Here is a 12,899-nt window from a genome sequence, read left to right as displayed (position 1 = left end):
CGGCCGAGGCCGCTGCTGCCGAGGCGGCGTCCGCTGCGCCCGCCGAGCAGGCGCCCGCGCCCGCCGTGACCGACGCTGCCGCTCCGGCGGCGAGCCAGTGAGGGCCGAACGATGCGCGCACTGATCTGGCTGATCGGCATCTTCGCCCTCGCCGTCGGCGTGACCATGCTGGCCGGCGTGAACGACGGCTACGTCCTCGTCGTGCTGTCGCCGTGGCGAGCCCAGGTTTCGCTGAATCTCTTCATCGTGGTGCTGGTGGTGGGCGTCGCCCTGATCCACCTGCTGCTGCGGATGGTCACCCGCACCGTGCAGCTGCCCGGCCGCGTGGCGCGCTGGCGCGAACGCCGCCGTCGCGACAAGGCCGACCGCGCGCTGCACGGTTCAGTGACGGCGCTCTTCGAGGGGCGTTTCTCCGAGGCGCTGAAGTCGGCCTCGACCGCCTACTCGTCGAGCGACGGTTCTTCGATGGCCGCGCTGGTCGCGGCGCGCGCGGCCTACGGGCTGCAGGACGACACGCGCTATCGCGAGTGGCTGGACCACGCCGCCGAGCAGGGCAAGGAGAGCGAGGTCGCCCGCCTGATGACCGAGGCCGAGCTCGCGATCGATGCCCGCCAGTTCGAGCTCGCTGCGGCGCGCCTCGGGCAGCTGCGCGAGACGGGGCACAAGCACATCGCGATGTTGCGCCTGGAGAGCAAGGTAGCCTTCGAGCTCGGGCGCTGGGAAGAGCTGGTGAATAACGTCCGCCAGCTGCGCAAGCACAAGGCGCTGAGCGCCGAGCAGGCCGCGCCCGCGCTGCGCCGCGCCCACGCCGAGCGCATGCGCCAGCTCGTCGGCGACCCGTCCGCCTTGCTCGCCTACTGGCAGGAGATCCCCTCCGAGGAGCTCGCCGACCGTGGGCTGATCAAGGACGTGCTGCCGCTCATGGCGCGTGCGGGTCAGGCGATGCACGTGCGCGCGCAGACCGAGACCCTGCTCGACGAGCAGTGGGACAGCGATCTGGCTCGCCTGTACGCGAGCTGTGCCAACACCATGGACGACACCAACGCCTGCCTGCACAAGGCGGAGGCCTGGCTGGAGAAGCAGCCGCGCGACGCGGGCCTGCTGTTCGCCCTCGGCCAGCTTTGCCGTCGGGTGGAGCTCTGGGGCAAGGCGCAGAGCTATCTCGAGGCCTCGCTGAGCGTCGATCCGCAGGTGGGCACCCATCTGGCGCTCGCGCATCTCTTCGAGACCCTCGAGCGCCGCGACGAGGCCCAGCGCCACTATCGCGCCGCGGCCGAAAAGATGGCGGTCGGCGCGCTGGCCTGAGCCGTCATCACCCCAAGTGATCCGGGTCCGCAAGGGCAGGTGACGCCCTTGCGGACTTCACCGCCGCCTTCGCGCCTGCCGGCGCTCCTACACGAAGCACCGCGCGCCCCGCCCCCTGTAGGAGCTGCGGCAGCTGCGAACGAGGCGGTCGGGCAGGTGACGCGGGTGCGGACTTCACGGCCGTATTCGCGCCTGCCGGCGCTCCTGCACGAACCACCGCGCGCCCCGCCCCCCTGTAGGAGCTGCGGCAGCTGCGAACGGGGCGGTCGGCCCCGTTTCGTTACGGCCCTGCAGTCGCCGCCTGCGGTCCCGTGTATCAGGCCCAGGTGTGCGGGACGAGAAACTCCTCGTACAGCCGGGCCTCGGGCGAGCCGGCCTCGGGGCGCCAGTCGTAGCGCCATTTCACGATCGGCGGCATCGACATCAGGATGGACTCGGTCCGTCCGCCCGACTGCAGGCCGAACAGGGTGCCGCGGTCGAAGACAAGGTTGAACTCGACGTAGCGGCCGCGCCGGTAGGCCTGGAAGTCGCGCTCGCGCTCGCCGTAGGGCGTGTCGCGGCGGCGCTCGACGATGGGCAGGTACGCGCCGATGAAGCTCTCGCCCACCGCCTTGGTGAGGCCGAAGGCGGTGTCGAAGTCCGTCTTGCCGTCGGCGCCGAGGTCGTCGAAGAACAACCCGCCGACACCGCGCGGCTCGTTACGGTGCTTGAGGAAGAAGTAGCGGTCGCACCAGTCCTTGAGGCGGGCGTGTTCGGCCTCGCCGCCCCAGGGCAGCACCGCGGTCTTGCAGCTGCGGTGGAAGTGGCGCACATCCTCCTCGAAGGGGTAGTAGGGCGTCAGGTCCATGCCGCCGCCGAACCACCACACCGGATCCTTGCCTTCGGCCAGCGCAACGAAGCAGCGCACGTTCATGTGCACGGTGGGGCAGTACGGATTGCGCGGATGCAGCACCAGCGACACGCCCATGGCCTCGAAGCGGCGGCCGGCCAGCTCCGGGCGGTGTGCGGTGGCCGAGGCCGGCATGCCGTCGCCCATCACGTGCGAGAAGTTCACCCCGCCGCGCTCGAAGAAGTCGCCGTCCTCGATCACCCGGGTGAGGCCGCCGCCGCCGCCCGGGCGGTCCCAGCCGTCGCTGCGGAAGGCCTGGCCGTCGAAGGCCTCGAGGCGCTCGACGATTCGACGCTGCAGCTCGGTGAACCAGGGTTTGACGCTGCGTGGATCCATGCTGGGGCCTCCGTGGCATTGGCGCGCCGGCGCCAGGCGCGACGGGGGCGCGCTGGCGTCGGCGGCTGGACGAACAGGAAGGCCGTCCCTCGCGGGTGCGGAGACGGCGATGGGGCGCCTGCACGGCGCCCGGCGATCAGGTGGTCTTGCGCCCGATCGCGCGGTGACCGATGTCGCGGCGGTACTGGCGGCCCTCGAAGACGATGCCGTCGGCGACCTCGTAGGCGCGCTTCTGCGCGCTGCGCACGTTGTCGCCGAGCGCGGTCACGCACAGCACGCGCCCGCCCGCGGTGACGACCTGGCCGTCCTGCAGTGCGGTGCCGGCGTGGAAGACGTGGACGTCGTCCTGCTCGCCGGTCGGCAGCCCGGTGATGACGTCACCCTTGCGCGGGCTTTCGGGATAGCCGGCCGCGGCCAGCACCACGCCGAGCGCGAAGCGGCGGTCCCACTCGGCCTCGGTCTGGTCGAGCTTGCCGGCGATCGCGGCCTCGATCAGGTCGGCGAGGTCGGTCTTCAGACGCATCATGATCGGCTGCGTCTCGGGGTCGCCCATGCGGCAGTTGAATTCCACCACGCGCGGCTTGCCCTCGCCGTCGATCATCAGGCCGGCATACAGGAACCCGGTGTAGGGCAGGCCCTCCGCGGCCATGCCGGCGAGCGTCGGGTTGATGACCTCGCGCATTACGCGCGCATGCACGTCGGGGGTGACCACCGGTGCCGGCGAGTAGGCGCCCATGCCGCCGGTGTTGGGGCCGTGGTCGCCGTCCTGCAGGCGCTTGTGGTCCTGGCTGGTGGCGAGCGCGAGCGCGTTCCTGCCGTCGGCCATGACGATGAAGCTGGCCTCCTCGCCTTCCATGAACTCCTCGATGACGACGCGCGCGCCCGCATCGCCCATCTTGTTGTCGAGCAGCATCATGTCGATCGCGGCGTGCGCCTCGTCGGCGCTCATCGCCACCACCACGCCCTTGCCGGCGGCCAGGCCGTCGGCCTTGATCACGATCGGGGCGCCCTCGGCGTCGATATAGGCGTGCGCTGCGGCGGCGTCGGAGAAGGTCTGGTACTTCGCGGTCGGGATGTTGTTGCGGACGAGGAACTGCTTGGCGAAGTCCTTGGAGCTTTCGAGCTGGGCGGCGGCCTTGGTCGGTCCGAAGATCGGCAGGCCGGCGGCGCGGAAGGCATCGACCACGCCGGCGGCGAGCGGCGCCTCGGGGCCGACCACGGTGAAGGCCACCTGCTCGCGCCGGGCGAGCTCGACGAGCACCGGGATGTCGGTGATCGGGGCGTTCTGCAGCAGCTTCTCGGCAGCGGTGCCGGGGTTGCCCGGCGCCACCAGCACGCGGGTGACCTTGGGCGACTGGGCGAGTTTCCAGGCCAGCGCGTGTTCGCGGCCGCCGGAACCGATGACGAGGACTTTCATGTGCTGCTCCGAAGCTCTGCTGGGGTGGTCGTTCTTAGTGGCGGAAGTGGCGGAAGCCGGTGAAGACCATGGCGATGTTGTGCTCGTTGGCGGCGGCGATCACCTCTTCGTCGCGCATCGAGCCGCCGGGCTGGATCACCGCGGTGGCGCCGGCCTGGGCGAGCACGTCGAGGCCGTCGCGGAAGGGGAAGAAGGCGTCCGAGGCGACCACGCATCCGGAGATCTGCAGCCCGGCATTCTCGGCCTTGATCTTGGCGATGCGGGCGGAGTCGACCCGGCTCATCTGGCCGGCGCCGACGCCGACAGTCATGCCGTCCTTGCAGTACACGATGGCGTTGGACTTGACGTACTTGGCCACGCGCCAGGCGAACAGCATGTCGCGCATCTCGGTCTCGGAAGGCGCGCGCTGGGTCACGACCTTGAGGTCGGCAACCTGGATGCGGGCCTCGTCGGCGCTCTGTACCAGCAGGCCGCCACCCACGCGCTTGTAGTCGAAGGCGCCGGCGGGCTGGCCGAGCGGGCAGGTGAGCACGCGCACGTTCTTCTTGCCGGCGAGCAGCTCGAGCGCGTCGGCGGTGTAGGACGGGGCGATCAGCACCTCGAGGAACTGCGCCGACACCGCCTCGGCCGCGGCGCGGTCGACCTCGCCATTGAAGGCGATGATGCCGCCGAAGGCGGAGGTCGGGTCGGTGGAGAAGGCCTTCTTGTAGGCCTCGAGCGCGCTGGCCGCGACCGCCACGCCGCAGGGGTTGGCGTGCTTGACGATGACGCAGGCGGCGGCCGAGCCGTCGAAGGCCTTGACGCACTCCCAGGCCGCGTCGGCGTCGGCGATGTTGTTGTACGACAGCTCCTTGCCCTGGAGCTGGGTGTAGCCTGCCACGCCGCCCTCGGCCGCGCCGGGCTGGCGGTAGAAGGCCGCGGTCTGGTGCGGGTTCTCGCCGTAGCGCAGGTCCTGCACCTTGTCGAAGGCCAGTTGCAGGCGCTCGGGGTAGCTCTGCAGCGACACGTCGCCGGCCTCGTTGGTGACCAGCGCGGTGAGGTAGTTGGAGATCGCCGAGTCGTAGCGCGCGGTGTGGGTGAAGGCCTTCACCGCGAGCGCGAAGCGGGTCTTGTGGCTGAGCTTGCCGGCGTTGGACTTGAGCTCCTCGACGATGCAGCCGTAGTCCTCGGGGTCGGTGACGATGCCGACGCCGCCCTGCTCGTTGCCGTGGTTCTTGGCCGCGGCGCGCACCATGGTGGGGCCGCCGATGTCGATGTTCTCGATCGCGTCTTCCAGCGTGCAGTCGGGCTTGGCCACGGTCTGCTGGAAGGGGTAGAGGTTCACCACCACCAGGTCGATACGGCCGATGTCGTGCGCGGCGATGGTGTCCATGTGCTCGGCGAGGTCGCGGCGGGCGAGGATGCCGCCGTGCACCTTCGGGTGCAGGGTCTTGACGCGGCCGTCGAGCATCTCGGGGAAGCCGGTGTGCTCGGAGACGTCGGTCACCGGCAGGCCGGCCTCGCGCAGCAGGCTGGCGGTGCCGCCGGTCGACAGCAGCTTGATGCCGAGGGCGGAGAGCTCGCGGGCGAAGTCGAGCACGCCGCGTTTGTCGGAGACGCTGATCAGGGCTTGGGTCACGTTCATCGTTGGGCCGGAAGCGGAAGGATGGAGGAAAAGGGGACGCACCCGCTCAGAGCAGGTCGTATTCGGTCAGCTTGCGCCGCAGGGTGTTGCGGTTGATGCCGAGCATCTCGGCGGCCACGGTCTGGTTGCCCCGCGCCTGCTGGAGCACGAAGGCCAGCATCGGGCGCTCGACGTTGCGGATCACCATGTCGTGGATGGCAGCCGGCTTCTCGCCGTCGAGGTCGCGGAAATACTGGTCGAGGGTGCGGACGACGGCGTCCGCGATCTCGTTGCTGCGGCTCATGCTGCGAGTTCCTGCGGATAGGCGGCGTGCGCCTCGCGTTCGTGCTCGTAGCTCAGGCGGGCGCCGGCCTCGGCGAGCTGGCCGAAGAAATCGTCCACGGCGGCGAGCTGGGCGGGAATGTCGGGGATCTGGTTCATCGCGCGACGGAAGGCCGCCGAGCCGACCAGGCCCTTGGTGTACCAGGAGATGTGCTTGCGCGCGATCTTCACGCCGCGGTCGTCGCCGTAGAAGGCGTACAGATCGGCGAGGTGCTCGCGGCACACCTGGTGGATCTCGCTCACCAGCGGCGGCGGTAGCAGCTCGCCGGTGGCGAGGAAGTGCTCGATCTCGCGGAAGATCCACGGCCGGCCCTGTGCGGCGCGCCCGATCATGACGCCGTCGGCGCCGGTGTACTCGAGCACGTGCCTGGCCTTCTGCGGGCTGCCGATGTCGCCGTTGGCGATCACCGGGATCTTCACCAGGGTCTTGACGTGAGCGATGGTGTCGTACTCGGCCTCGCCCATGTACTGGTCGGCGCGCGTGCGGCCGTGGATGGCGATGGCGCGGATGCCGGACTCCTGGGCGATGCGGGCGATCACGGGAGCGTTCTTGTTGGCGCGGTTCCAACCGGTGCGGAACTTGAGCGTGACCGGGGTGTTCGGAATGGCCTTCACCACCGCCTCGAGGATGCGCGCGACCAGCGGCTCGTCCTGCATCAGCGCGGAGCCGGCCATGACGTTGCACACCTTCTTGGCCGGGCAGCCCATGTTGATGTCGATGATCTGCGCGCCGTTGTCGGCGTTGAACTTCGCCGCCTCGGCCATCATCGCGGGGTCGGCGCCGGCGATCTGCACCGAGATCGGATCGACCTCGCCGGTGTGGTCGGCGCGGCGGCGGGTCTTCTCGCTGCCGTAGAGCAGTGAGTTGGAGGTGACCATCTCGGACACGGCCACGCCTGCGCCGAGCTTCTTGCACAACTGGCGGAAAGGACGGTCCGTCACCCCGGCCATGGGGGCGACGAAGAGGTTGTTGCGCAAGGTGAAGCCGGCAAACTGCATGGTGGAAAGGGCGGGGGAAAACGCAGCATTTTACCCTATCGACCCTTGCCCGTGTCGCAGCGCCGCGACGCGGGTGACGGCGCGGCGTTGCGGGCCCGGCTGGGGATAGGGCGCCGGGTCGCGGGGCCGGGGTGGGGGCGACTTGCGGGCGAAATCCTTTGGGACTTCAGCGCTCGTTCGCTTTCTGCAGGGCCTGTTCGAGGTCGGCGATCAGGTCGGCGGTGTCCTCGATGCCCACCGACAGGCGCAGCAGGTCGAGCGGGCAGCGCGTGCCCGGGCCTTCGATCGGGCCGCGGTGCTCGATCAGGCTCTCGACCGAGCCGAGCGAGGTGGCGCGGCGGAAGATCTTCACCGCGCCGGCGACCCGGCGTGCGGCGGCTTCGCCGCCTTTGACGCGCAGCGACAGCATGGCGCCGAAGCCGCCCTCCATCTGCCGGCAGGCGATGTCGTGGCCGGGGTGCGAGGGCAGGCCGGGGTAGCGCACCGCGAGCAGCGCCGGGTGGTGTTCGAAGTGCTGCGCGATGCGCAGCGCCGAAGCGGCCGCGGTGCGCACGCGGGGAAAGAGCGTGCGCAGGCCGCGGTTGAGCAGCCAGGCCTCGAAGGGGCCGAGCACGGCGCCGCCCGCAGCGCGCGCGGTCCTGATGCGCGTCCAGAAGTCGTCCTCGGCGCGCGTCACCAGCACGCCGGCGACGACGTCGGAGTGGCCGTTGAGGTACTTGGTCGCCGAGTGCATCACCACGTCGGCGCCGAGCGCGAGCGGGCGGGTGAAGACCGGCGTCGGCACGGTGGAGTCGACCACCAGGCGGGCGCCGGCGGCGTGGGCGAGCTCGGCTGCGCGCGCGATGTCGAGGATCTCCCAGGTCGGGTTGGCGGGCGTCTCCGCCCACACCAGGTCGGCGGGGCGCTGCAGCAGGGTGGCGAGCTCCGCGGCGTCGGCGTAGAAATCCAGCTCGATCTGCCAGTTGGCCGCGAAGCCGATCATCCAGTTGCGCAGCGACCAGTACATGTCATGCGGGGCGACGATGCGCGCGCCGGGCTTCAAGGCCAGCAGCACCGCCGAGGCGGCGGCCATGCCGGAGGCGAACAGCGCCGCCGCGGCGCCGCCTTCGAGCTTGCACAGCAGGGCTTCGGCGGGGTCGTAGGCGGGGCTGGCGTCGCGCGCGTAGATGCGCCCGCCGGGCAGGCTGCCGTCCTCGGCGCGCTCGAAGGTGGTCGCCAGGTGGATCGGCGGCACGATGTCGCGGTGCGGCATCGGGGTGGTGCCCATGCCCTGGGCGGCGAGGGTGGCGGGGGAGAGCGTGTCGTCGTGCTGCATGAGGCGCGGTCCTTCGGGCGGAGCGGTGAGGATGAGGGGGCGGCTGCCCGGGTGTCGGCGAGCCTACAAGTTCCCCGCAGTGGTGTCGAGTCCGGGCTGCGGGTAAGATCTCAGGCTTTTTTCCAGTCCGGAAAGCGCCCGTGATCCGCATCGAAAACCTGCACAAGACCTATCGCGCCGCCGACGGCCGCGAAGTCGCCGCGCTCGCCGACGTGAGCCTCGAGATCGGCGCCGGCGAGGTGTTCGGCATCATCGGCCGTTCGGGCGCGGGAAAGAGCACGCTGATCCGCACCCTGAACCTGCTCGAGCGGCCCTCGGCCGGACGCGTGCTGATCGACGGCGAGGACATCACGAAGCTCGACAGCGAAGGCCTGTACGCGCTGCGCCGCCGCGTCGGCATGATCTTCCAGCACTTCAACCTGCTCGACGCCAAGACCGTCGCCGACAACATCGACTGGCCGCTGAAGGCGACCGGGCACACGAATGCCGCCGAGCGTGCGGCGCGGGTCAAGGAGCTATTGGCCCTGGTCGGGCTGTCCGAGCAGGGTCACAAGTATCCGTCGCAGCTCTCGGGCGGGCAGAAGCAGCGCGTGGGCATCGCGCGTGCGCTCGCCAACCGGCCGCAGATCCTGCTCTGCGACGAGGCCACCTCGGCGCTCGACCCCGAGACCACGCAGTCCATCCTGCGCCTGCTGCTCGACATCAACCGCCAGCTCGGCCTCACCATCGTGCTGATCACCCACGAGATGCAGGTCATCCGCACGATCTGCGACCGCGTCGCGGTGATCGACGGCGGGCGCATCGTCGAGTCGGGCAAGGTGGCCGACGTCTTCCTGCATCCGCGACATCCGGTCACGCGCAGCATGGTGGCGCAGAGCGATGCGCTCGCCGCGGCGAGCTTCGATCCGGCACGTGTCTATATGAAGGACAAGCTGCGCGGCACGCTGGTGCGGCTGACCTACATCGGCGACGTGACCTACCAGCCCATCCTCAGCCGCATCATGGCCGGCGCGAAGGTGCAGGTCACGATCCTGCAGGGCGAGGTCTCCAGCATCAAGGACGTTCCCTTCGGCCAGTTGCTGCTCGAACTCGAGGGCGGCGAGGACGACATCCGCGCGGTGTTCGCCGAGCTCGACCGCCACCAGATCCACCATGAGGTGCTGCAGTAATGGACCTGTCCGTCATCGACTGGAGCGACATCTGGATCGCGACCTGGGAGACCCTGGTCATGACCGGGGTGTCGCTGTTCTTCACCATCCTGCTCGGCCTGCCGCTCGGCATCCTGCTGTTCGTCACCGCGAAGCGCCAGCTGCTGGAGCAGGGTTTCGTCTATACGGTGCTGTCCTTCGTGGTCAACGTGCTGCGCTCGGTGCCCTTCCTGATCCTCTTGATCGTGATGATCCCGGTCACGGTGATCCTGATCGGCACCTCGCTCGGCGTCGAGGGCGCGATCCCGCCGCTGGTGGTGGGCACCGCGCCCTTCTTCGCGCGCCTGGTCGAGAACGTGCTGCGCGAGGTCGACCGCGGCGTCATCGAGGCCTGCCAGGCGATGGGCATCCGCACTGCACGCATCATCTTCGGTGCCCTGCTGCCCGAGGCCCTGCCCGGGCTGATCGCCGCCGTCACAGTGACGGCGATCACCTTGATGTCCTATGCTGCGATGTCCGGCGTGATCGGCGGCGGTGGCCTCGGCGACCTCGCGATCCGTTTCGGCTATCAGCGCTTCCAGACCGAGGTGATGGTGATCACCGTCGCCCTGCTGGTCGTGCTCGTCCAGATCATCCAGTACTCGGGCGACCGCCTGGTGCTGTATTTCACCCGCAAGTGATCCTCACGAAGGAGTTGTCCATGTCGCTTACCCTGCGCCAATTGTTCGCCGCCGCTTTCGGCACGCTCACCCTCGCCGCCGGCTCGGTCGCGTCCGCCGCCGACCGCCTGGTCATCGCCGCCACCCCGGTGCCGCACGCCGAGATCCTCGAGTTCGTCAAGCCGATGCTGGCCAAGGACGGTGTGGAGCTGGAGGTGAAGGTGTTCACCGACTACGTGCAGCCCTCGATGCAGACCAACGAGAAGCGCGTCGACGGCAACTTCTTCCTGCACCAGCCCTATCTCGACGCGTTCAAGCAGAAGCAGAAGAACGACATCCAGACCGTGGTGGCAAAGGTGCACGTCGAGCCGCTGGGCGCCTATTCGGGCAAGCACAAGGCGGTGGCGGACATCCCCGAGGGCGCGACCGTGGCGATCCCGAACGACCCGTCGAACTCCGGCCGTGCGCTGCTGCTGATGGCCAAGAACGGCCTGATCACGCTGAAGGACCTGAACAACATCTCGGCCACCCAGAAGGACATCGCCGAGAACCCGAAGAAGCTCAAGATCCGCGAGCTCGAGGCCGCGACCTTGCCGCGCATCCTCAACCAGGTCGACCTGGCGGTGATCAACACCAACTACGCGATCGAGGCCAAGCTCAACCCGCTGAAGGACTCGCTCTTCATCGAGGACGCCAGCTCGCCCTACGCCAACCTGCTGGTGGCGCGCGAGGACAACGCCGGCAGCCCGGCGATCAAGAAGCTCGCCGCCGCGCTGAACTCGCCCGAGGTGAAGCAGTTCCTCGCCGACAAGTACCAGGGCGCGGTGGTGCCGGCGTTCTGATCGTCGTGCCTCAAGCTCGCGTCGCGCGTGCCGGGGCGCGCACGCGGGCGAGCAGGTCGAGCACGAGCCCGGTGAATGCGAGTGCCCACGCGCACAGGGCGATGACGAGGAAGACCGGCGGAATGCGGTCGAGGAAGGGCAGGGCCATCGCCTCGTGCAGGCGCAGGGTGCACGCCGAGTACATCCCGATCGGGAACACGGCACCCCAGTACAGGGGGTCGTAGCGCAGCGGGAAGCGCATCACGCCGTGGCGCCATACCGCGAGCACGATCAGCATCGGGATCCACCAGCTTCCGGTCGCCCAGTAGAACACCGTGAAGCCCTTGATGAAGGGCAGCAGCGACTCGAGGAAGGGGGCGTGCGGGGCGTTCAGGATCAGCTGGCTGCCGGCCAGCGTCGAGATCGCCATCGCACCCATGTTGATCCAGTAGGGCGGCGACAGGTCGGCGGGCGAGAAGCGGAAGAAGGTGTAGCGGTAGAAGATCAGCGACATCATCCAGATGTAGAGCATGCCGCCCCACAGCCACATCGACAGTGCGAAGAAGTTGAGTTCGAGCCGATAGGGCTGCGGGATGCGGGTCGCGATCAGGGTGCCCAGCACCGCGACCGCCTGCGTCGCGACGACCGCGAGCAGCCAGCCGCCGTTGATGCCTTGGTCGAGAGGAGGCTTTTCCGTCTTGACCACCAGCATGGTGAAGATCGTGTAGGTCAGCAGCAGCCAGAGCACCAGCGCCACGCACCAGAGCGTGATCGCGCCCCCCAGGCTGTCCGCAACCACTAGGCACTGCGTGCCGAGCACACCGCTGGCCGCCACCGTGGTGAAGAAGCCGGGTGCGCGCAGATGATCGAGCAGATCGGTGCGCACCGCGCCCGGATGCCAGGTGATCCGCAGCAGCAGCAGGACCCACAGCACGCCATAGAGGCTGGCATTGATCCAGAACAGCGTGGTCGCGAGCCACTCCCATCCCTGCATGTGCGCGGAAAGGGAAACGATGCCGGTCGCCATCGCCATGCCGAAATAGGCGGGTGAGAGCCCGCGCAGGCCCTCACGGAGCTTGTCACGCAGGTTGTCGGAGCTGCCGGTGGGGGCGGACGTGTCCATCGCGGCCTCGAATCAAGCCGCTTTTTCGCGCATTGCGACTGCTGCGCTTGGGCGAGCTCGCCCGCACCGCCGCGGCCGATTCGATTCCATGCCCCCTCCCGGGTATGGCGCAACCCGCGCCTGACGCTCTCAGTCTAGACCGTCGGCCGACGCGCGCCACGCCGGCGGCTCAGGGCCACGCGCGGGCGCCGAACATCATCCTGCGCGCGACGAAGTTGCGCAGCGGCGGGATCAGGTCGAGCGCGAACAGCGCGGCGCCGCGCGCATGGCGCAGCGGGGCGAAGTCGTTGCTGAACACCCGCACCAGGGTGTCGGTGAAGCGGATCGTGCCGAGGCGGTCCAGGCCGCGGGCGTTCGCATAGCGTGCGAGGACGGCAGCGGCGCCGGCGTCGAAGGGGCTCGGTGCAGTGTCGGCTGAACCCCGCCGAGCCGCCTCGCGCGCGCGCAGCAACGCGTCGGCCAGCGCCCACACATCGCGCAGCGCCAGGTTGAAGCCCTGGCCGGCCACCGGGTGCAGGGTCTGCGCCGCATTGCCGAGCCACACCGTGCGCTGGGCGATGGTCGAGCGCCGGTAGCGCAGCACGAGCGGGTAGCGCAGGCGCGGGCCGACGCCGGTGAGCCGCGCGCGCCCGCCGATGTGGGCCTGCAGGCGGGCGAGGTAGGCGGCATCATCGAGCGCGAGCAGCTCGTCGGCGGTCTCCGGGCGGGCGACATGCACCAGCGCGTAGCCGTCGCCCTTGGGCAGCAGCGCCACCGGGCCCTGCGGGGTGAAGCGCTCGAAGGCGGTGTGGCGATTGCCGCCGGCGACCTGCACGTCGGCGATCAGCGCGTGCTGGCCGTAGTCGTGCTCGACCACGTTGGGGTCGCCTGCGCGCAGGCCGCCCTCGGCGCAGGCGGCGAGCCGCGCCCGCAGCGTGGGCGTGGGGCGGCCGGCGCCGGCGA

At 69.6% G+C, this 12,899-nt stretch carries 12 protein-coding genes; 4 read left to right on the top strand and 8 right to left on the bottom strand.

Annotated features, from left to right (window positions below):
- The first annotated feature begins 111 nt into the window (after positions 1-111).
- On the top strand, positions 112-1,305 hold the full coding sequence (locus C667_RS14005) for a heme biosynthesis HemY N-terminal domain-containing protein (protein ID WP_004366381.1): 1,194 nt from the start codon (positions 112-114) through the stop codon (positions 1,303-1,305).
- 316 nt (positions 1,306-1,621) lie between these two features.
- Here C667_RS14005 and hemF read toward each other — a convergent pair whose 3' ends face one another.
- The 6 genes from hemF to C667_RS13975 form a co-directional block, all read right to left on the bottom strand.
- Positions 1,622-2,530, bottom strand: coding sequence for an oxygen-dependent coproporphyrinogen oxidase (hemF, locus tag C667_RS14000; protein ID WP_004366379.1), 909 nt, complete (start codon positions 2,528-2,530; stop codon positions 1,622-1,624).
- 136 nt (positions 2,531-2,666) lie between these two features.
- Positions 2,667-3,947, bottom strand: coding sequence for a phosphoribosylamine--glycine ligase (purD, locus tag C667_RS13995; RefSeq protein ID WP_004366377.1), 1,281 nt, complete (start codon positions 3,945-3,947; stop codon positions 2,667-2,669).
- A 34-nt stretch (positions 3,948-3,981) separates the two neighbouring features.
- Entirely contained in the window at positions 3,982-5,571 is a 1,590-nt protein-coding gene (purH, locus tag C667_RS13990; RefSeq protein ID WP_004366375.1) for a bifunctional phosphoribosylaminoimidazolecarboxamide formyltransferase/IMP cyclohydrolase, read from the bottom strand.
- Positions 5,572-5,617: 46 nt separating this feature from the next.
- Positions 5,618-5,854 carry a helix-turn-helix domain-containing protein gene (locus tag C667_RS13985; RefSeq protein WP_004308706.1) on the bottom strand — a complete coding sequence of 79 codons (237 nt, stop codon included), beginning with the start codon at positions 5,852-5,854 and terminating at the stop codon, positions 5,618-5,620.
- On the bottom strand, positions 5,851-6,891 hold the full coding sequence (dusB, locus tag C667_RS13980; protein ID WP_004366374.1) for a tRNA dihydrouridine synthase DusB: 1,041 nt from the start codon (positions 6,889-6,891) through the stop codon (positions 5,851-5,853). The genes C667_RS13985 and dusB overlap by 4 nt, the downstream gene beginning before the upstream one ends.
- Positions 6,892-7,057: 166 nt before the next feature.
- A complete protein-coding gene (locus C667_RS13975) occupies positions 7,058-8,206 on the bottom strand; it encodes a trans-sulfuration enzyme family protein (RefSeq protein WP_004366372.1) in 1,149 nt (382 codons plus the stop codon).
- 140 nt (positions 8,207-8,346) lie between these two features.
- Here C667_RS13975 and C667_RS13970 point away from each other — a divergent pair, with 140 nt between their 5' ends.
- From C667_RS13970 to C667_RS13960, 3 genes are read left to right on the top strand one after another with little or no spacing between them, the layout of a single operon-like run.
- Positions 8,347-9,375, top strand: a complete 1,029-nt coding sequence (locus C667_RS13970) for a methionine ABC transporter ATP-binding protein (RefSeq protein WP_004366370.1) — start codon at positions 8,347-8,349, stop codon at positions 9,373-9,375.
- Positions 9,375-10,034: a methionine ABC transporter permease gene (locus C667_RS13965; RefSeq protein WP_004366368.1), complete on the top strand. Its 660-nt coding sequence runs from the start codon at positions 9,375-9,377 to the stop codon at positions 10,032-10,034. Before C667_RS13970 ends, C667_RS13965 begins: the two co-directional genes overlap by 1 nt.
- 20 nt (positions 10,035-10,054) lie before the next feature.
- On the top strand, positions 10,055-10,855 hold the full coding sequence (locus tag C667_RS13960) for a MetQ/NlpA family ABC transporter substrate-binding protein (RefSeq protein WP_004366366.1): 801 nt from the start codon (positions 10,055-10,057) through the stop codon (positions 10,853-10,855).
- Between the two features lie 10 nt (positions 10,856-10,865).
- On the opposite strand, the gene C667_RS13955 is transcribed toward C667_RS13960, so the two are convergent.
- Both C667_RS13955 and C667_RS13950 read right to left on the bottom strand, forming a co-directional pair.
- Positions 10,866-11,957, bottom strand: a complete 1,092-nt coding sequence (locus tag C667_RS13955; RefSeq protein WP_004366363.1) for a tellurite resistance/C4-dicarboxylate transporter family protein — start codon at positions 11,955-11,957, stop codon at positions 10,866-10,868.
- Between the two features lie 169 nt (positions 11,958-12,126).
- A partial coding sequence (locus C667_RS13950; protein WP_004366361.1) for an FAD-dependent monooxygenase occupies positions 12,127-12,899 on the bottom strand: 773 nt, incomplete at its 5' end.

This window comes from Thauera phenylacetica B4P (assembly GCF_000310225.1).
Taxonomy (GTDB): domain Bacteria; phylum Pseudomonadota; class Gammaproteobacteria; order Burkholderiales; family Rhodocyclaceae; genus Thauera; species Thauera phenylacetica.
The sequence above is the reverse complement of the archived record's forward strand: the minus strand, read 5'-3'. Positions and strand labels throughout refer to the sequence as shown.